Source organism: Shewanella oncorhynchi (genome assembly GCF_012584455.1).
GTDB classification, from domain to species: Bacteria; Pseudomonadota; Gammaproteobacteria; order Enterobacterales; family Shewanellaceae; genus Shewanella; species Shewanella oncorhynchi.
The window spans coordinates 105,168-125,164 of the sequence record NZ_JABAEB010000002.1; the positions used below are offsets into that span (position 1 = coordinate 105,168).

At 44.8% G+C, this 19,997-nt stretch carries 21 protein-coding genes; 8 read left to right on the plus strand and 13 right to left on the minus strand.

What is annotated here, in order from left to right; genetic code table 11:
- Nucleotides 1–17 precede the first annotated feature (17 nt).
- From HGO26_RS02835 to HGO26_RS02850, 4 genes are all read right to left on the minus strand, one after another.
- Entirely contained in the window at nt 18–1,949 is a 1,932-nt protein-coding gene (locus tag HGO26_RS02835; RefSeq protein WP_168823188.1) for an HD domain-containing phosphohydrolase, read from the minus strand.
- A gap of 172 nt (nt 1,950–2,121) precedes the next feature.
- The gene (purU, locus tag HGO26_RS02840; protein WP_168823582.1) at nt 2,122–2,988 is read right to left on the minus strand and encodes a formyltetrahydrofolate deformylase; all 867 of its coding nucleotides are present in this window, start codon (nt 2,986–2,988) and stop codon (nt 2,122–2,124) included.
- A gap of 165 nt (nt 2,989–3,153) precedes the next feature.
- On the minus strand, nt 3,154–4,635 hold the full coding sequence (locus HGO26_RS02845) for a PTS transporter subunit EIIC (protein ID WP_168823190.1): 1,482 nt from the start codon (nt 4,633–4,635) through the stop codon (nt 3,154–3,156).
- On the minus strand, nt 4,587–5,051 hold the full coding sequence (locus tag HGO26_RS02850; protein WP_168823192.1) for a flavodoxin: 465 nt from the start codon (nt 5,049–5,051) through the stop codon (nt 4,587–4,589). Before HGO26_RS02850 ends, HGO26_RS02845 begins: the two co-directional genes overlap by 49 nt.
- Nucleotides 5,052–5,172: 121 nt before the next feature.
- Here HGO26_RS02850 and HGO26_RS02855 point away from each other — a divergent pair, with 121 nt between their 5' ends.
- On the plus strand, nt 5,173–5,367 hold the full coding sequence (locus HGO26_RS02855) for a hypothetical protein (RefSeq protein WP_105249725.1): 195 nt from the start codon (nt 5,173–5,175) through the stop codon (nt 5,365–5,367).
- A 121-nt stretch (nt 5,368–5,488) separates the two neighbouring features.
- Here the strand turns inward: HGO26_RS02855 and truC are convergent, their stop codons facing one another.
- Both truC and HGO26_RS02865 read right to left on the minus strand, forming a co-directional pair.
- Nucleotides 5,489–6,334, minus strand: coding sequence for a tRNA pseudouridine(65) synthase TruC (gene truC / locus HGO26_RS02860; protein ID WP_168823193.1), 846 nt, complete (start codon nt 6,332–6,334; stop codon nt 5,489–5,491).
- The gene (locus tag HGO26_RS02865; RefSeq protein ID WP_028760615.1) at nt 6,321–6,641 is read right to left on the minus strand and encodes a YqcC family protein; all 321 of its coding nucleotides are present in this window, start codon (nt 6,639–6,641) and stop codon (nt 6,321–6,323) included. Before HGO26_RS02865 ends, truC begins: the two co-directional genes overlap by 14 nt.
- A gap of 163 nt (nt 6,642–6,804) precedes the next feature.
- Between HGO26_RS02865 and HGO26_RS02870 the strand changes: the two genes are divergently transcribed.
- Nucleotides 6,805–7,818: a DUF3549 family protein gene (locus tag HGO26_RS02870; RefSeq protein WP_168823196.1), complete on the plus strand. Its 1,014-nt coding sequence runs from the start codon at nt 6,805–6,807 to the stop codon at nt 7,816–7,818.
- Nucleotides 7,815–8,201: a DUF3301 domain-containing protein gene (locus HGO26_RS02875; RefSeq protein WP_028760616.1), complete on the plus strand. Its 387-nt coding sequence runs from the start codon at nt 7,815–7,817 to the stop codon at nt 8,199–8,201. The genes HGO26_RS02870 and HGO26_RS02875 overlap by 4 nt, the downstream gene beginning before the upstream one ends.
- Nucleotides 8,202–9,982: 1,781 nt before the next feature.
- On the opposite strand, the gene HGO26_RS02880 is transcribed toward HGO26_RS02875, so the two are convergent.
- Both HGO26_RS02880 and HGO26_RS02885 read right to left on the minus strand, forming a co-directional pair.
- Nucleotides 9,983–10,288 (minus strand): Mpo1-like protein, encoded by a 306-nt coding sequence (locus HGO26_RS02880; RefSeq protein WP_168823197.1) that lies wholly within the window; start codon nt 10,286–10,288, stop codon nt 9,983–9,985.
- A complete protein-coding gene (locus HGO26_RS02885; RefSeq protein ID WP_131523813.1) occupies nt 10,281–10,919 on the minus strand; it encodes a GNAT family N-acetyltransferase in 639 nt (212 codons plus the stop codon). Before HGO26_RS02885 ends, HGO26_RS02880 begins: the two co-directional genes overlap by 8 nt.
- A 149-nt stretch (nt 10,920–11,068) precedes the next feature.
- On the opposite strand from HGO26_RS02885, the gene HGO26_RS02890 reads away from it, so the two are divergent.
- The gene (locus tag HGO26_RS02890; RefSeq protein ID WP_028760620.1) at nt 11,069–11,302 is read left to right on the plus strand and encodes a DUF2789 domain-containing protein; all 234 of its coding nucleotides are present in this window, start codon (nt 11,069–11,071) and stop codon (nt 11,300–11,302) included.
- 11 nt (nt 11,303–11,313) lie between these two features.
- On the opposite strand, the gene HGO26_RS02895 is transcribed toward HGO26_RS02890, so the two are convergent.
- Entirely contained in the window at nt 11,314–11,721 is a 408-nt protein-coding gene (locus HGO26_RS02895; RefSeq protein ID WP_028760621.1) for a DUF3192 domain-containing protein, read from the minus strand.
- A gap of 164 nt (nt 11,722–11,885) precedes the next feature.
- On the opposite strand from HGO26_RS02895, the gene HGO26_RS02900 reads away from it, so the two are divergent.
- Nucleotides 11,886–12,269 (plus strand): hypothetical protein, encoded by a 384-nt coding sequence (locus tag HGO26_RS02900; protein WP_168823200.1) that lies wholly within the window; start codon nt 11,886–11,888, stop codon nt 12,267–12,269.
- On the plus strand, nt 12,269–13,042 hold the full coding sequence (locus HGO26_RS02905) for a Zn-ribbon-containing protein (protein ID WP_105249732.1): 774 nt from the start codon (nt 12,269–12,271) through the stop codon (nt 13,040–13,042). Before HGO26_RS02900 ends, HGO26_RS02905 begins: the two co-directional genes overlap by 1 nt.
- 95 nt (nt 13,043–13,137) lie before the next feature.
- Here HGO26_RS02905 and syd read toward each other — a convergent pair whose 3' ends face one another.
- Nucleotides 13,138–13,788: a SecY-interacting protein gene (gene syd / locus HGO26_RS02910; RefSeq protein ID WP_028760624.1), complete on the minus strand. Its 651-nt coding sequence runs from the start codon at nt 13,786–13,788 to the stop codon at nt 13,138–13,140.
- Nucleotides 13,789–13,847: 59 nt separating this feature from the next.
- Here syd and queF point away from each other — a divergent pair, with 59 nt between their 5' ends.
- Nucleotides 13,848–14,705 (plus strand): NADPH-dependent 7-cyano-7-deazaguanine reductase QueF, encoded by an 858-nt coding sequence (gene queF / locus HGO26_RS02915; RefSeq protein ID WP_105249734.1) that lies wholly within the window; start codon nt 13,848–13,850, stop codon nt 14,703–14,705.
- An 82-nt stretch (nt 14,706–14,787) separates the two neighbouring features.
- Here the strand turns inward: queF and HGO26_RS02920 are convergent, their stop codons facing one another.
- Nucleotides 14,788–15,729 (minus strand): LysR family transcriptional regulator, encoded by a 942-nt coding sequence (locus HGO26_RS02920; protein WP_168823202.1) that lies wholly within the window; start codon nt 15,727–15,729, stop codon nt 14,788–14,790.
- A gap of 123 nt (nt 15,730–15,852) precedes the next feature.
- Between HGO26_RS02920 and HGO26_RS02925 the strand changes: the two genes are divergently transcribed.
- Complete coding sequence (locus HGO26_RS02925; RefSeq protein WP_168823205.1) at nt 15,853–17,841, plus strand: alkyl/aryl-sulfatase; 1,989 nt, start codon at nt 15,853–15,855, stop codon at nt 17,839–17,841.
- Nucleotides 17,842–18,012: 171 nt separating this feature from the next.
- Here HGO26_RS02925 and HGO26_RS02930 read toward each other — a convergent pair whose 3' ends face one another.
- The gene (locus HGO26_RS02930; protein ID WP_105249737.1) at nt 18,013–18,558 is read right to left on the minus strand and encodes a hypothetical protein; all 546 of its coding nucleotides are present in this window, start codon (nt 18,556–18,558) and stop codon (nt 18,013–18,015) included.
- Nucleotides 18,559–18,646: 88 nt separating this feature from the next.
- The gene (locus HGO26_RS02935; protein WP_168823207.1) at nt 18,647–19,516 is read right to left on the minus strand and encodes a 4'-phosphopantetheinyl transferase family protein; all 870 of its coding nucleotides are present in this window, start codon (nt 19,514–19,516) and stop codon (nt 18,647–18,649) included.
- Nucleotides 19,517–19,997 lie beyond the last annotated feature (481 nt).

Sequence of the window (19,997 nt, forward strand, 5' to 3'; positions counted from 1 at the left end):
AGTGTTTAATAAGACACTTAAATCAAACGCTCTACTTCACGGAATGCATTTCTCGTCATTGCAATGGCCCGCCAGCCGATAATCCCCAATGGCTGCTGCGCTTTGTTCACCACCACAAGATATTCTGAGTCTAGTAAATTCAACTGCAGTAATGCATCTTCCGATGTGGCCACCTCACTGATAATAGGCACTGAATGCTCCATGATCTGATGGGCTTTTTTATGTAAAGATGCCCTATCCAGTTCACGCTCAGCCGCAGTGCCAAGTAATGGGCTAAACCAATGTTCCAGTAAGCGACTCGTGATCACCCCAAGTATCTTATGTTGCTCATCCAATACCACGGCCACCTTAGCATGGGCAGTCGTAAGTAAACGCTTAATATCAACTAACTCATGGTCGAGTGAAATCGTGACTAAAGGTTCAAGCGGCGCAGCGCCGATATGATCGCTAATACTCAACTCTCGATTAATCAAAATCGCTAAACAGGTTTCGACTATCTCAGGATCAAAAAGAGTCCCTTTGCCCGCACGCAATACTTCAGTCATTTTCTCCAGCCCTAACGATGGGCGATAAGGCCTGTGGGACAATATCGAATCGGCAACATCGGCGACGGCAATAATTTTTGCCTCATATAAAATCGCCTTATCCTTTAAGCCCGCGGGATAACCTGAGCCATCGAGCCGCTCATGATGCTGTAAAATCATCTCTTTAATGGGCCAAGGAAACTCCACATCCTCAATAATTTCAGCGCCATGGAGCGGATGGGTCTGTATTAATGCGTATTCTTCTTTTGAAAGTTTTGACGGTTTTGTCAAAATCTGTGATGGAATCGCTAACTTACCAATATCATGAACTAAGGCACCAATCTTCAGCCCTTCTAAACGCAGCGGGTCTAAACCTAATTTCTCACCAATCAAATAACTTAATTGCGCCACCGACTTTTGATGCCCTGCGGTATAGGCATCTTTCAGTTCTAATGCCTCAGAAATAGCACTAATAAGCTGGGTTAACGATTGAGATAATTGCTCTTTTTGCGCTTTAATGATTTTGGACTGCCTGGATACCGCGCGCAATGTGCGTGGTAGTTCAATGCTGTGCCATAAAATGCTGGCAAAAGTCAGTAATGATCTCGCATCATTACGACTATAAGGCTCGTTACGGTCAACCACACACAGCATGCCCACTAAGCGACTGCGAAATAAAATCGGTACCGCCAAGTAACGCCCTCCAAGTAGCAGTTTATCTAAGGGCAAATCCCCTAAGCGCCTTTGGGAATCGGTTTGATTTTGGATGATCGGCTTATAATCTCGCACACATTCGAGCCATACGCGGCTTTCAAGTTCTGACACTTGGGTATTATCTTCAACAAAATCGGCTTGATTCGCCTCTGCGTGGGGATACTCAGAACGCGCGGCGAGTGTGAGTGTTTTTAACTTTTCGTTATGCAACAGAATAAAGCCATATCGACTGCCAGTGAGTGACATCGCCTTAGAAACTGCGACTTTAAATACTTCTTCTTGGGAGGATTTAATCACATCTTCAATGTGTTGCAGCCAAGCATCGCTGGCTTGAATCGCTCGACGATAATCCGAGTGCAACTCCTTCATCTGCGGATCTTCAAAATTGATGTCGGATAGAATCAAGTACCATCCCATTTCAGGCAAAGAATGCAGCGCGAGATGCACACGTATGCCGCGATGATCTTGTAATTGAAAACCTATTTCTTGGCCGCGTCGCCTCACGATATCGGCGCATAGTTCAGCATTAAAAGCACTAAACAATTGGCTAATCGGTTGATTAATGATTTGCGCCGCAGAGCGTTTGCAACGGCTATAAAAGGCTTGGCTCATCCGTAGCACACAAAACTGCTCATCTAGCTGTGCCCAAGATAAATTCAAACTATCGGGCAAGTCTTTCATTCCAACGATAAGGCTTTGACGAGTTGACATCCAGCACTCCGACCTGTAATTCGAGCATGGGCAATACACTATACCGCTATGTTCACCCCAATGTGAGCATTATAAAATCCCCAATAAACATAATGATAACTGATTTCATGACAGACGCGGGTTAAAATAAACGCCGCTGAATGTCATGCCATTGCCACGACTCACCTACATCTTAGAAAACGATCGTTTTATTGCCGTACACGACCACTTGTTCGTTGAGCACTAATTGCAGCGCTTTACTCAATACACTCTTTTCAACATCGCGCCCAGCACGTGCCATTTCTAAGGCACTATAACTGTGGTCGACGGGAATCACGTCTTGCTTGATGATCGGCCCTTCATCGAGGCAATTATTCACAAAATGCGCCGTCGCACCGATAATTTTCACCCCGCGCTCCCAGGCTTGGCGATAGGGTGCTGCGCCGATAAAAGCAGGTAAAAAAGAATGATGGATGTTGATGATACGATTAGGATATTGCGCCACAAAATCAGGCGTTAATACCCGCATATACTTAGCCAAGACTAAATAATCGGGTTCGTATTGAGATACCGCAGCCAACAGTACTTGCTCGTGTTGAATTCGGTCCAAGCCTTCGTGGCTCACCAGATGAAAGGGGATGTTAAACTTCTCTGCCAATTCACGTAGTGCATCATAGTTGCCCACCACAGCGGCAATCTCGACACTTAAACCATCGTAATAGGCTTTCATTAACAAATCGCCTAAACAGTGCGCTTCCTTTGTGACTAACACCACAATGCGTTTTTTACCCGCGCTAACTAACGTCATATGATTTTGCGTAGGCAGTACGTCACGCAGATCCTGCAATAACAGTTCGCTGTTAAAAATGCCCTCTAATTCAGTTCGCATAAAGAAACGCCCTTGGGCATTATCCACAAACTCACTGTTTTTGATGATATTCAGTTTATGAGTAAAACAAACACTGGTGATTTTAGCGATGAGGCCTTGGGCATCAGCGCAATCCGTCAGTAAGATTTTACGTTCTATGGATGGCGAAGTATTACCGCGAGTTTCAGTCATTTGTTGCAAAGTTGGCTCTCCTATATTGTCCCTACATCGAGTTTGCCATAGCAAATCATGCTGAACAGTATGAAAACCCTATAATGCGAAAATAAAAATGATATTTCAGAGGCTTGAATCAATAAAATGTAAAAATTAAGCAGTTAATTTTGTAAAAACACAATCCTAGCGCCGAGTATCTAAGTAACGCTGCAATACTTTACGCAAGGTTTCGGCCTTAGTGCCGTAAACCACCTGCACACCTTTGCCCATAACGATCACGCCCTTAGCGCCCAACTGACTCAAACGCACCTTATTGACTAACTCGGGCTTGTGTACGCTCAAGCGTAACCGTGTCAAACAAGCATTAAGTTCAACGATATTTTCACGCCCGCCGAGCGCCGCAATAATCGCCCGTAAACTTTCTTTGGGTCCTTTACTGTCGTTATGCTCAAGCCTACCGGGAGTTTTCAAATTAAAGGCTAAAATACTCAGTCTAAACAACAGGTAATATATTATGGCGGTTAAAGGCCCAAGGAAAATAAACCAGCTGGCATTACGGGACAATGGAAATAGCAGCGTAAAGTCCACCAGCCCTTGGGAGAATACTATGCTGTGGTGAATATCCAGCATAATACAGACAAAATAAGCGAGCCCAGTGAGTAAGGCGTGAATAATAAATAGAATCGGCGCCACAAACATAAAAGCAAATTCGATAGGTTCTGTCACCCCAGTTAACCAACTGGCCGCCCCCGCCGAGAGCATAATACCCGCCACGCGATTCCGCTCTGAGGGATCTGCACAGCGCCACATTGCCAGTGCAGCCGCCGGTAATCCCCACATTTTAATCAGATAACCACCGGCAAGGTTTCCCGCCTGCGGATCGCCCGCTAAATAGCGCGCCACCTCACCACGAACGACTTCATGCCCCAATAACTGATATTGGCCCACCTCTAAGTAAAAAGGCGCATTCCAAATATGATGTAAGCCAAGGGGAATAAGTAACCGCTCTAATGCGCCATAAACGCCAAAGGCGATGGCCGGTTTTTGATAAACCGCCCAGTCGGATACGCGCTCAATCAATAAAGCTAAGGGTGGCCACACATGGGCGAGTACATAACCTAGGCTCATCGCTAGGGGAATAATAAGTAAAGATGCACTGCGACGTCCCTCGAAGAAAGAGAAAATCGCAGGCAAGCGAATATATTGACTCCAACGGACTGCGAGGCAAGTAATACCACCAAGCATCATGCCACCTGCAATCCCAGTATCTAAGGTATCCATTCCTAATAAAGGTTGGGTTGGAAGTCGATACAAATCGGCCAGTGCGGCTAACGTAGCCGTCATCACCCCATAACCAAACACTGCCGAAAAGGCGGCAATGCCTTGATCGCGACAAAAACCAATAGCGACAGCCACGGCAAATAACATCGGCATGATGGCAAAAATGAGTTTGCCCACCGCCAACATCAACACTGTCAGCTCTTCGGGCATAAAAGGAATAGGACTAACGGTGAGGCCAAGCATGACCCCTGCGGCGGGCAAAATGGCAATAGGAATAAGCAGCGCTTGGCTTAAGCGCTGGGCAAATTTAAACCACTGCTGAGTAACTAAACTGCCTAAGCGACGAGCTCGGTTTTGACGACTTGATTCCAGCGTTCTAGCCATTTTATCGCTTCAACCTCAGGTTCCATGGTTTCACAGGCATCGATTTCTAATAATTCTACAAGTGGTTTAGCGCCAAGCTCACTCAAGAGCACATCTACAGCCCTACCAGCGCCGCAGAAGGTTTCATAACTTGAATCACCCAGTGCGATCACACTGTAGTTAAGCTCAGGCAAATAGGGCGCAAGATTTTTAAGATTATGATACCAAGGCTGAATATCTTCGGGTAAGTCCCCTTGTCCGGTCGTCGAAGTCACCACCACTAACAATTCATCCTGAGGAGGAATAAAGCTTGCTACCTCATTAGGTTGCCACAATGTGACATCATAACCTAAAACTTGCATTTCTTTCTCTAGGGTTTCAGCGGCAAATTGCGCACTACCATATACAGTGCCAAACACCAGATTCACCTTTTTCATGATACACTCCACATCGCGTTGCAAACCTTATTAGGCTGACCTTACTTTATTGTTCAGCGTATGAGCAAGCTAAGGCGCAAATTTTTTATAAATCAAGCCATTGAGCGTGAGAAAATATCTAATGCGACAGTCCACCCGCCAAAAACACCTCAAGCAGCACCACAAAACAACCCATATTCGACGTAAAAACTACTTCCACTCCGCCCAGCAAAATCTCATATCGCCACTTGCACTCACGTCTGGATTCTCAACCTTAGCCGTCATGATGCAAGAGCTGCGGCCACAAACAGCACAAACGCCACAACTCCTCGATTAAGCAATCCACCTCGTTTTAAATTCGATGACTTTAGTTTCAATAACAAAGCAAAGTGAATGCACTTAATTTTATTCACGCGGCTAAGTTGATATCACCATATCAAGCATTGGCCGCTTGCTGTTCACGCCTCTTGGGCGATGAATAACTCAGCTTGCTGACTCAAGGTCGCCTCGTCCCAACCTAGCTCGGCAAACACGGTTTCCCACTCGGACTCGAGCTCGGTTTCTATGCTGAGCCGAGTTTGAGTTATTGGATGTGTAAAGGTGAGTTTTTTTGCGATAAGCCACAGGCGATTAATACTGAAATGCTCACGAAAAAATGCATTTTGCTTACCGTCGCCATGGGTGGTATCACCGACGATGGGGTGACGTAAATGTGCCATATGCCTTCTGAGCTGATGCTTACGCCCCGTTTTAGGACTCAAGCGTACCAGTGCGAATCGGCTAGTGGGATATCGACCTGACGGATACGGAATTTCAGTATTGAGTAACGGCTCATACGCCGTCACAGCCTCCTGCGCCGCTTTATTAGGATCGGCATTCTTATCGCCTAATTCATCCAACTCAACCTTAAGCGCATAGTCTAAAATACCGCTCTCATGCATATTACCGCGCACTAAAGCCAGATATTGTTTTTCAACCGTATGGGAGGCAAATTGCTCACACAGAGCATTGGCCACTTCACTACTCTTGGCAAACAAGAGCACGCCGGATGTCGGCCTGTCGAGACGATGTACAGGAAACACATGACAGCCCACTAAGTCACGGGTCAGCTGCATGGCAAAAAATCGCTCCCGACGCGCTAAATAACTGCGGTGGACCAATAAGCCTGCGGGTTTATGAATTGCCACTAAATGCTCATCTTCATAAAGAATTTCAATCTCAGGCGCCTGCTCTTCTGAATCATCCTCTTGGGATACATTCACTGCATTTTCAGGCGTTTCAAGCCAGATATCATCTTGATTCATTTAACAACATATCCAATTCATTCAATAGGCTAATTAAAGTTTGGCGCGGGGGCATATCCAGCCAAACATGTTCAGCCATAGGGGCAATCGCAATTTGAGTCGGCAATGGCGCCCCCGTTTCGATTAAAGTCTGCATTCTAGGCAGCAAAATAAACTGCAGCCACTGCTCAAGGGGCATAAGATCACAGGCAAAAGGTGCTGTGCTTGCCATTGCAGCGGCAGAAGGCGCTTGCTCAGACCACAACTCGGCCGCTTGCAGCGCGTGGGTAATCTGAGCCAATTTAGCTTGGGTTTGACTGTATAACATAGCTTTCAGATCCATTCTCATGTTAGCCCTGTGTGATTCAAGAACTCCCCACAATTCACTGGCCGAATAGGTCGATTAAAGTGCCGCAATCATACCATCCAGACGCACTTCCCCCTATAATGGCGCCAATTTATTGAGCCTCTTTGATTGATATGGCAGCCAAATGACTGAAATTACTACTTTAAGCCAGTTTTTAACCACAGCCAAAACCCAGTTCCAAGTGTATGATCTTGGCCGTAGGGTGCAACATATTGATATGCTCGCGTTTCACCAAATCGAATCTCTGTCAGCCCCTTATCCTTATCCCATTCAAGGGCATGCACAATTTGCTATTGTCTTTTGGGATGCGAGCCAGCAACACTTTATTTGGTTTCTAAAACTGGCGTTAGATGAGCAAGGATTACTGTCGCCTGCACCGCGCTCACAATTTATCGAAATGATATTAGCGGCATTAGGGCAAGATCCCACTCAGCCACTCAGTGATGAGCAGCAAGAACGACTCGCGAATAATCCGTTTAATTTCAAGCCAAGCCAGGAAAAACTTGCCGTATTTAACGCACTCGTTCGTAAACAACTTGGCCAGCGCGCTTCATCACAATACGAGTTTGCCGTGCAATATCTGTCAGGCCAAATTGCCCCATCACAATGGCAACATATTGGAATGCAAGGCATAGCCGATGTGTGTGTACGCACAAAAGAATTTGATCATGAGCAGCACTTGGTATCGAGTTTTGATACAGCCGCCATCGAAGTGCAAATCGCCCTATGCCAATGCCTTGAACACTTACTGATTAGCGACACACTCGCCGATAAGATTCTCGCGAAACTTCAAGACGCAGCGCCAGAACACCAAGCCTATTTCCTTCGCGCTTTGGCTTCTAGCGCCAAACACAGCCAAAAAGCGTTTGCGCATCTACACGGCCAATCCTCTTTAGATACCAATGCCCTCATCAGCATTGCCGGACGTAACTGGTCGGTATTAAAACAAGATTCAAGTCGCAGTCTTTACTTAGAAGCTCTGGCACTGCAGCCCCAAGCCTTTTTTAATCAGGTCTTTGCTGATATTGTGGCTATTCCTAGTTTGCGCAATCAACTACTAGGCGAATTAAGAAATCCCAATCGAAGTGTTCAACTATCACAAGCCATAGGTGGTTTGTTTAAGGCAGCTAGCAAATGATGTCAGATTTACTGTTAATTATTGGCCTCGTCGTGATTGCCGCATTCTTTTGGCAACTACGCCAAATGGCAGAGTTGAGCCGTATTTTTGCCGAAAAAGAATGTTGGCGACAAAAAGTTCAACTGTTAGCCATTGCCATGGAAACTGCCCGCCCTAGCATTGGCGGCACGACGGGGATCTGCTGGAAGGCGAAATATTTATTTGAATTCAGCACCGACGGCATTAACCAATACCGTGGCCATATTTGGATGCAAGGCAAGAAAATTCAAAAGATTGAATGGCCTATCTTCCCTGAGCCCGAATGGCAAGAAGCGCCGACGTCACAGGGTAAGTTTGGCGGGTGTGGTACGCAAAGTGGTTGTAACTCAGGCAAATGCCATTAAGCTTTTATCGACAATGTTGGCTCAAATAAAATGTGAGCCAACATTGAGAATAATCAGTCATTCTCTGGTGCTACAAAATAACTCACTGTAAAAGTTAAAAAAGAAAGGGCGCGGCCCTAAAGCCACGCCCTCCTATTCTCTGTTAAGCTATCCCGCTATTTTTGTGCTCCCTGCACCATCCATGCGTCAATCTGCGTCCTGCTTCATCCCTGCTCAATCCTTGAGGTCCTTGTACTCATGTACTTCCCTATCTCTTGGTCATCCAGTCCCAAGCTTGCTCTTTCCTGAGCGGTTCCATCATCATCCATGAAACGGGTATTGCATCCATTCAATTTCAATTGCACTCCCTGTGCCATTGCCATCCTATGCAATGAGTCTATCAATCCTTGATAGTCTCCCTTCCTTGGCATTGGCTCTCTTTCATCCTGAAAGGCATATATCCCTATCTTTCCTTAAGTAACATTCCTTAGTCACTGTTCGATCATCCTGATCGCCAACATCCTGTTGCCCGCAATTCCTTCTACAAGATGAATTCTACGCCAACCAACGAAAGTACTCATTGTGGATTATTTAAAATGTTAACAAAAATGGTGAGCTCAACTGATAACAAACAGGTTAACCTACTGATATTAATATAAATAATAACAACCCCCAAGACATAACCATCCTTTTAACCTACAAATTACTTACATACTTGTAGGAGATCTCTTACACGGAGGATGGCAATTCGAATCAAAAGTAAGCAAAACGCTAGATGTCTCCCCTGAGGACTTATGCATAAACCGCTATCGCTCAAAATTCGACAAGCATTCGGCGCATGACCAGAACACAGACAACACAGACAACACAGACAACACAGACAACACAGACAACACAGACAACACAGAGAGTAAATCATTGGGCAATAAGAGAAGTAGGACTGGTGAACATGCTTTACGGTGAGAAGTCTTTAAGCAGAGTTAAGATAAAGTCTGTGTGAATAGCGTTATAGCTTGGCAAAGCCAGATTAATGCTGAAAATGAACCAAAGAAAAGGGCGCAACTAAAGTGCGCCCCATTTATCCTTTGTAAGCCGTCCTGCTCGATTTGTGCTCCCTGCACCATCCATGCGTCTGCTTGCGTCCTGCATCGTCCCTGTAATTCCTTTTTGTCCCTGTGTATCAAACTTACGTGAGATAACACTCAGTCCCTTGACCTGTAAATCCTTTTTACAGAGCCTGTCACTTCCTATGACGTATTCCTATTGCATCCTGCAAAATTTATTTTCCATAGATTAGTACAAGCTGTTCACCCTTATACTTTATCCTTATCTCGACACATCCTGTTTCGAGTTCATGCTTAATCCTTAAGCGTGTCCTGTATTCTTCCTGAAATTCATCATCCTGACGATAAAACTCACTGTCCCTAATCATCCTTGAAAAGCAATCCTGCTTTTCCTTAGCCTATCCTAGGCGAATGACAGTTTTCCTACCGTCAGCGATTTCAACCTTGAAATCTTAATTCGTTGCTTCTTGCGTCCCTTTGGCCTGTTTCGCTTTCCTTGCTATCCATTTGCTTTGGCCATGAGTGAATTCTACGTTAACCCTAACGTTTTTGTTCGGCTCAAAGAACGGACTACAAAATTAATTACGGACCAACCAAAGGAAAATAAATACAACCCAATGATTCTATTTAAAATTAAATGTTGCAGAACAAAAAACAATCAAAAAGAAAACATTATGTCCTACAACGTTTGTAAGCGATCTCTCACACGGGCATGGGCATCTCACTCTGGCAATTTTTTTAACGTTTAAAAAAGCGGCGGATCATCTGCGCAAACATCACCCAATCTGCCATCAAACTGTAAAAAGGATACTGAAATGTCGCGGGTCGATTCTTCTCAAATACGAAGTGTCCCACCCACGCAAAACCATAACCAACAATAGGAATGAACCAACATAGCCACCAGGCTTGTGAAACCAAGGCAATGCCAATCAGCAGCAGAACTAAACAACTGCCAACAAAGTGTAATTGCCGACAAATCGGGTGCTGGTGTTGGGATAAATAGAAAGGATAAAAATCGGCGAAACGTTTATAAGAGTTAGTCATCTTGTTGAACCGAATAGAATAAAAGTTGGCCATGAATACTGCCAATACTCAGCTCGCCTATGGATACAAAGTCATGCTGAGTAAACAGTTGCAAGTGGTTCTCCTGAGCGATAAACACACCAATGCCATCCAAATCAGGCTGCTCATCACACCAACTCACCACAGCTTGCACTAACTTATGTCCAAGTCCTTTGTGCTGTTCATTTGGTGCAAGAGCAATAAACTGCAAAATACCGCAGTGCTTACTGGGTAAAAGTTCAATAATACTGGACTCTTTGTTCATTAGTGCTTGAGTCGATTGCCAACCTGTACCTAACAACATCTTTAAGCGCCAATGCCAATAACGCCCTTCCCCTAAAGGCACTTCTTGAGTAACTACACAGGCTAACCCAAAGAGTCTTTCATGGTCGAATAAACCAATGAGGGCTTGTTTTTGTTGCCATAACGTATTGAGTTCTTCCCTGATTGCGGCGCGCAATTTTTGCTCATAAGCGGCTTTGTCTGAGGTAAAGAGTGAATCGACAAAAAAAGGATCATCATGGTAAGCGTTATAGAGAATAGAAGCGGCAATGCGTAAGTCTTCCGCGGTCAAATAGACTGCGCGGCAGTCCTCCAGAATTTCATTGTCCATCGTTAGCATTCCTTGACTTAGCTCACACTTTTTATGCGTAACTGTTAATCTACCAAGGAAACTAAAAAGTGCAAATTTTAATCATAGATTGCATTTTTCAATCAGGCGCTTACTCTAAACGAAGGCACTATACTGAAAAGGAAATAATGATGGATACAACTCCAGTAGACTTAAGCCACTTGTTTGAGCAACTCGGTTTAGACAGTAGCGACGAGGCCATAGCGCAGTTTATTGCAACCCATGATATCGACCATCACATCCATTTAAGCCAAGCGCCCTTTTGGACCCCTGCCCAAAAGAGCTTTATCATTGAAGGTTTAGAAGCCGATGCCCTCTGGACTGAGCCCATTGAGCAATTAGACACTCAGCTACGTAAACGATAAGACTCGTTGGTTCAGATTTTACCGTAAGCCGTTTCACCCCAACCCACTAAGGCATTGTTGCTCAGCACGATAGGCGTGCATTCATCCTTAGTGGTTTTTCCATCGCCATTATTACGCTGGGTACGATAAAACAACACTAAGACTTCTTTATTGGCTTCACCTTGTTGAGCACTTTGTTGAATATAGGCTTCACTAAAATCAGCGGTGCCCATTAAGATCATCACTTGGTCTTTAGGCATACCTAAGCTCAGTTTGGTTAAGTTAGTGCGATTTTTATCCTGCACTTTCTCCCAAGATTCGCTGCTATCCCAGCCCGATTCTCCATCACCGACATTGACCACGCAGCCGCTAAGACCTAAGCTTGCGAGCCCTAAAAAAGTGATGGCGATAAGTTTGTTATTCAATTTATGGTTCATCATGTGACATCCTGTGTAATTATTATTGAAGCTTAAAAAATGGTATTTCGGCTGGACAATAAGCAAAATAAATGCCACAAGACAACACACTGTTTTTAAATGAAAAAATTAATTATCATTTTAAAATTGGTTTAAATAATTCAACAAATTAAGGAATTTTGCTAATTATGAGTCCCCTTGACCAAGTATTAGCGGCCGCACGTTCGCTCGAAGCCTGCGGTAAAGTACCGAGCCTTGCCTTAATTAAAACCCGTTTAGGTAGTAGCCTACCTTTACCTATATTGATCCAAGGCTTACAGCAATTTAAATCTATGCCTAAGGCAGATCGCGAGCGTTTAACTGAGTTGCAAACTATCAGCCCTACAACTGACGTTCCCGCAACTAACGATACCTTAACCCTTGCAGTGCTCGCCGAGCGCCTGCAGATGCAACAGGCGTATTTTGAACGTCATGCTGAGCAGCAAAAAACAGAAATAATGCAATTAAAAAACGAACTGCTTGAACTTAAACAACGCATCAACTTATTAGAAATCCAAGGAAAAACAGCTTAATGTTTGTCACTGAACTGCGCTTCGAATGCTTCGCCGACACCACGATATCTGCCGCCGAGAAGGCCATTAATCAGCTCCTTGAAGCCTATCGAGCTAATGGCCAAATCTTAGGGCGAGAATTTGCGGTCGCCTTTAATGACGGTGAGTTTAGAGTGCGTTTATTGATGCCAGAGAAAAGCAGTTTAGCGCACAAATATCACAGCCCTTGGGTCAAAAAAGCCTTAGTAGAATTAACCGACGCTAAACTACTCGCGCCGCGGGAAAAGTTTATTGGTCAGGATATCAATTCTGAAGTAAGTAATACCGAAACACCCAGCTGGCAACTGCTATACACCAGTTTTGTGCATATGTGCTCGCCCCTACGCAGCGGCGACAATTTATTGCCCATTCCCCTGTACCGTATACCCGCAACCTTTAATGGCGATCATAAACGTATTATCCGTTGGCAGAGCGAATGGCAAGCCTGCGACGAGCTGCAAATGGCGGCGGCCACTAAGGCAGAATTTGCCGCGCTAGAGGAATTATCGAGTCCTGACAGTGATTTATTTCGCAGAGGTTGGGATTTGCGCGGTCGTATCGAATATCTCACTCAGATCCCGACCTATTACTACTTATATCGCGTTGGCGGCCAAGATTTAGCCACAGAAAAAACGCGACCTTGCCCACGTTGTGGCAGTCATGATTGGAAACTCGATGAACCTTTATTGGATATGTTCCATTTTCGCTGCGAGCCTTGCCGCATAGTGTCGAATCTGTCTTGGGATCATCAATAACATCTGTTTATCCCCTTGCAGAACTCAACCTAAGATAAGCCACGCTTAGGTTGAGTTAATACTTAGGTTGATAATAAAAATTTCGCTCACAGAAGTTAACGTTTACCGAAAAGGTTTTGCCACATACGTTTAAAACTGGCGAAAATACCAGGATGTTCTAATGCTGGCATAGGTAATTCTTCATGTTTAACGGGTGGTGCTATCCGTGGCGATAATGCTTCGATAAACGCAGTCAAACTCGAGGACAATTGCTCAGATTGCACTTCACCAGGGATTTCAATCCATACGCTACCATCACTGTTATTGATGGTGAGCATTTTATCTCCCTCATCTAACAGACCGATAAACCAAGTCGGTGACTGCTTCAGTTTTTTCTTCATCATCAGATGACCAATCAAGTTTTGTTGCAGGCAGTTAAAATCGTCATCATTCCAGACTTGCAGTAACTCCCCAGTGCCCCACTTAGAGTCAAATAATACTGGGGCGGAGAAATAATGACCGTAAAAATCATTGATCTCTGGCCATAAAGTTAACTCCAGTGCATGCTCTACATTGGCGAAACTGCCTTCAACTTTGCGTTTCACTGGCTGCCAAGAAACGGCCTGTTCAAGATCCGGTTGAAATTCGCCTTGAATACACACAGAAGGCTCACCCTGTGGGTAATAACGCGGTAGTTCACCTAAACTCGTTAAGTAAGCTTGATGATAGTTTTGCAAAAATTTATCGAGTGCGGGCAGACAAGACACTTAAGCACAATCCAATTTCAGGTATAATGTGCGCCTATTTTGACATGGAAACAGTATTGATGACACAGAATCACGATCCCTATAGTGATGCGCAAGCGCTTGTTGGCCTGACTTTAGGTAAAGCCACCGACTACCAAGCCGAGTATGATGCGTCGCTGCTGCAAGGGGTTCCACGCTCACTAAACCGTAATGCTATTGCACTCACTGGGACGTTACCGTTTCATGGTGCCGATATCTGGACGGGTTATGAGCTGTCTTGGTTAAATGCCAAAGGTAAGCCTATGGTGGCCATAGCTGAATTTCATTTAAGCTATGAAAGCCTGAATCTGATTGAGTCGAAATCGTTCAAACTGTATCTCAATAGCTTTAATCAAACCAAGTTTGATAGCCTAGATTCACTGCAAAAAACCTTAGTGCAAGACTTAAGTCAGTGTGCTCAAGGTGATGTTAGCGTTAAGATTATCGAGCCAAAAAGCTTTGGTATTCAGCGTATTATTGAGTTACCTGGCACTTGTATTGACGATCTCGATATTGAAGTCAGCGATTATAGTTTTAATCCTGATTACTTAGTTAACAGTACAGACGATAAGCAAACGGTCGCGGAAACACTTAATTCAAACCTGCTGAAATCCAACTGTTTGATCACTTCGCAACCCGATTGGGGCAGCGTGATGATCCGTTATCAAGGCCCTAAAATCGATCGCGAGAAACTGCTGCGCTATTTGATTTCTTTCCGCCAACATAACGAATTCCACGAGCAATGTGTCGAGCGAATTTTCGTCGATTTAAAACGTTTCTGTCATTGCACTAAATTGACGGTTTACGCCCGCTACACGCGTCGCGGTGGTTTAGATATCAACCCTTATCGCAGTGACTTCGAGCAACCTGGCGAAAGCCACAGACTCGCAAGACAGTAATGACCTTCTTAGGCTATTAGATTAACAATCTGAAATAGAATATAAAATTTAAAAACTGCAACAAAGCTCTGAATCGCTAGCCCTACCTGCTCGCTAGATTCAGAGCTTTTTTATTCACAGTGTTTGCACTCGCATTGAGCAATAAACGCCGTAACCATTGATGGCTCGGGTTTTGGGTATATTTACTGCTCCACACCATATACAAATCAATTGGCCTTGTTTTCAGGGGCATAGGTAAAATCTGTAAGCCGAACATCTCAGCGTACTGACTGGCGTACCGCAAAGGCGCTATGCCTATCGCCTCACTTTTACCTACGGTTGCAAACATACTCAATAGTGATGATTGCTCACTGTACATTTTGCGCCTTGGTAACACGCCTTCGGTAAACAAATCCCCTGCGGTAAGATTAAAGCGCCGCATATTTAAAAAGACGTGTTTCTCCTCAAAATACTGCCCATGGGTGATAGCACCTTGAATACGAGGATGCTGCAAACTGACGATACAAACGAGGGTTTCGGTGAAGAGTAATTTGCTCGAGAGCAAACTTTGCTGCGCGGGCTTAATATCTATGGCAACGGCGACCCGCTCAAGCAAAATATCGCGATATAGCTCATCCTCCTGCGGCGGTGACTCGCGGAAAATCACTTCAATCTCCGCATTCTGTAACAAAGCCTGCACGCCTGATTGCAGCGCTTCAATAACTGACTCATTAGCATATACATAAAAGCGCCGCTGGCTCGAGGTGGGATCAAAATGCTCAAACCCCAGCAATACGGTTTCAATATCCGCCATGGGTTGTTCAAACTTACGGTACATCTCCCGCGCCACAGATGTCGGCTCAATTCCCCGTCCAACCCGATTAAACAGCGACTCCCCGACCCAAGCCCTAAACCGGCTTATCGCATTACTCACAGATGACTGAGTTAAATCTAACTCCTGCGCCGCTTGGGTGAATGAACGAGTACGGTAAACCACCATAAACACGCGTAATAAATTTAAATCTAATGGCTTTCGTGTCGGCATAAGGGAGTGTACTCATTCACTATATGAATATTACAACCCAAGCTAACTCGAGTTATCTAAATACACAAGCTGGCTATACTCAAACCATCAACGACACTATCCCACTTTTCGGTAGGTAAAATAATGCAAAAATCTTTGATGACAATGAGTATTATCGCAAGCTTCTCTTTAAGCGCCGTGGCCGCTGAACACGAGCATGAACATATCAGCCTGCACTATCAGGGAAAGCCTGCCACCGAGCAAACCATTGCGGTAAATAAAACCTCAGCAGCAAGCCTTAATTTTGCTGACAAAAAAGCCTTTGAAGAGTTTTCTAAAAATCTTATTGCTGAACTCGATGAACCAACAGTAGCCATTTTACGTGCCGATTTCAGCTTTATTGGCGACAAAACTCCAGACACAGTAAACCCTTCACTTTATCGCCAAGCTCAATTGAATATGGTGTCTAACGGCTTATACAAGGTCACAGATGGCATTTATCAAGTGCGTGGCACAGACTTATCGAACTTAACCCTTATCCGCGGTAAAACGGGTTGGATCCTTTATGACGTGCTGCTGACCAAAGAAGCGGCAAAATTATCCCTCGAGTTTGCGCTCAAACACTTGCCCGAGGGCAATAACTTACCCGTAGTCGCGATGATTTATTCCCACAGTCATGGAGATCATTTTGGCGGTTCCCGCGCCATCAAAGACATGTTCCCAAACGTCAAAGTCTATGGTTCCAATAACATCACCAAAGAAATTGTCGACGAAAACGTGCTTGCCGGTAATGCCATGAGCCGCCGCGCCGCCTATCAATACGGCGCAACATTAGAGCGAAACGATCAAGGCATTGTCGATGCCGCACTTGCTAAGGGATTATCCAAAGGCGAAGTGACCTACGTTAAACCCGATGTCACCTTAAATGCCAAAGATAAGTGGGAAACACTCACCATTGATGGCATCGATATGGTGTTTATGGATGCCTCAGGCACAGAAGCCGCCTCGGAAATGGCCACCTATATTCCCTCAATGAAAGCATTGTGGACCGCAGAGCTCACCTACCACGGCATGCACAACATTTATACCTTACGCGGGGCAAAAGTCCGAGATGCGATAAAATGGTCTAAGGATATCAACGAATTACTGACCCATTTTGGTAATGATGCACAGGTTATATTCACTGCCCACTCAGCCCCCGTATTTGGCAATACTGATATAAACCAATACTTAAGAATGCAAAGGGATAACTATGGCCTAGTGCATAATCAAACCCTGCGTTTAGCCAATAATGGCGTAGGTATTCAAGATATTGGCGATGCTATTCAAACCACTATACCTAAGGCTGTGCGCAATACTTGGTACACCAATGGTTACCATGGCACATACAGCCATAATGCCAAAGCCGTGTACAACATGTACCTTGGCTATTTCGATATGAATCCCGCCAACTTAAACCCACTACCGACGAAGGATGAAGCGACAAAATTTGTGGAGTATATGGGCGGAGCTAAAGCCGTAGTGAAACACGCCAAAGCCGACTATGCCCAAGGCGAATACCGTTTTGTGGCCACCGCACTCAATAAAGTCGTGATGGCAGAACCTAATAATAAAGAGGCAAGACAATTACTTGCCGATACCTATGAACAACTGGGTTATCAAGCCGAAGGGGCTGGCTGGCGCAACATTTACCTCACTGGCGCCCAAGAGTTACGCGTAGGCATTCAACCCGGCGCGCCTAAATCGGCCTCTGCAGATATTTTAGGAGAAATGGACATATCGACCCTATTTGACTTCCTCGCCGTAAAAGTCGATAGCCTCAAAGCTGCTGAACTTGGGCTAATCAGGCTTAATGTGATTAACCCCGACACCCAAGAAACGCTCTATGTTGAACTAAGTAACGGTAATTTAAGCAATATTAAGGTTGATAAACCGATGGAGGCCGATGCCAATCTTTATATTGATAAACGCTATATTACGGGGATTTTACTCGGAAAAGTCACACTTAAAGAGTTACTGGCTAAGGGTACTGCCAAGTTAGAGGGTGATAAAGATGCCTTCGGTAAGATAGCGTCGACCTTAGTAAAGTTCGATGAAAGCTTTGAAATCGTCCCACTACCAAGCGCGAAATAACCAAATCAACGCCCTGAATCTTCAGGGCGTTTTATGGAAAAATTACACTAGCACTAACCATTCTGACACTTGGCGAGTCGTGTTCTGTAAGCAAAAGAGTGAAGTACGGATAGTCATTTGCACGGCATGTTCTCTCGTGCAATCTTTAAAGGCTAGATTAAAGTAAGAGAATTAATTCGCAGACTCTGGCGTTGGGACTGAAGTTTTGCACTCAAGCAATAACTGCTGAAAATGCGCGCCTAAGTCTTGCTGGGCAAATTGCTCGCTCGCGGTCACCATTTGCTTAAGGCTTTGTAAGGCTTGATCTAAACCTTGTTGCTCGATAAGACTTTTAGCATAAGCCGCCGCATCGGCGCCCTTTTGTAGCAAGCTCGCGACCTGATCAAAACTGATGTCTTGCTCCATTACTTTCTGTAAGTCACCCAGCAACTCTGCCACCTTAGCGGACTCCACCAGCGAGCCTTCAACATTGACTAACTTACCCAGCGGATCTTGGCTGAGTTTTTCAGCCACACAGGCCGAAACTGTGCCTGCTGCCGCGCTTTGAGCCACAACATCTAAGCCATTGGCACGAATTTGCTCAACCACTTGCTGCAACTGTGGATCTTGGGCTAACCAAGCCTGCTCTAATTGCTGCTTTTCATCGCCACCAAAATAACCACAACCAGATAGCAACACCATCATAGTGGCAGGTATTAGGCACTTAATCCGTTTCATTGTTAAACCTCATTTATTTCATTCAAATTCAAAATATTATGGGCGTGACTATACCCAGCAATGTTTAACCGAAGATGAATAAGACAAGTTAACCATAATCGGTAAGTAAGGCTTCTATGTTGCTCAGTTGCGCCGTTAGCATTATGGAAATCTCGGTGTTACCAGCATGCCCTAAGCTCACGGCAAAACGGTATTCCTCGGTCAAACGCCCAAAATAGGTTTGCCAATACAATGAACTTGCATCAATGGTTTGCAGCGGGATATTAGGATAGACACTCAGCAAAGGCGCCACACCATAGAACGGCATCAACGCTGCATCTTGGCATCTAAGCTCAACCGATCCGGCCACCAATTGCTCGAATGGCTTTAGATCAAAGCCGAAGGATTTAAGCGACTGCGCTAAACCTAGGCCAGTCGCCTTAATATAGGATTCCTTTAACGCCCATAAATCGAAAAAGCGCTGCCGCTGACTCGCTTCATCGGCGAGAGCGAGCAAGGCTGACGTTTCTTGGGGAGAAAAATAATGATTTAGGATTGGATAGATATCCGTCTTCGGCCGCGATCTTTCAATATCGACCCCAAATAAACCAGTCTCAACACCATGAAACTGAGTCACACCAATCAATAACCAATCGCCGCTATGGCTTAAGTTAAACTCAAGCCCCGTTTGCTGTTGCAATTTTGCCGTTAAACTCGGCTTGCCCTTAGCGCCATATTCAAAACACCACTCGTGTGGCGATAAATCCGCATAGCGAGATAACACGGCCCGCAACGCTGCCCTGACCTGTAATCCCTTCATTTGCGCCTTGGGATCGCGATAACGCGCGACCTTAGCGAGTTCATCATCACTTAACCAAGACTGAGCGAGTGATGTTTGCGGCAATGAAATATCACTCAGTGGAATAAAAAATAGATCCACATTCACGCCGTTTTTGCTAGATGTTCTGGAGTCGGTCATTTGAGGGCCTTGCAGGACAAAGCCTTGCGGCTGATGGTTATCATTGTCTGGCTTTTTGGAGAGCACTTAGCAACATTCTTATCTGGGTTCATTATTGTCTAGGTTCATCATTCTCTGAGTTCATTATGCATCTTAAATAGTTTCAACTAAGCCCTATTTCAATTCTTAGCCACACTCTAATAAGAGCAATTCTTAGCAACTCTCTAATTAGAGCAATTCTTAGAACGACCCTGAACGCCATCCTAAGCGTAAATTTTTGCTGCAATTGCGCCAAGGTTTTGCGCCCAAATTAACAGGTTTAGCCGCACAGTCTCATTCATGAGGAAAGGGCAGTAAGCCAATATTGGGCTATTTTACCCCGCGAACTCAAAAAAGCGGTCTTTATCGCCCCTAAAAATTTAATTCTTCCACTATCAAAGTATTAAAAAGCCCAAGCTGTCAGTAAAAACCCAACATAACGCACAGAAAATACCATTACTCA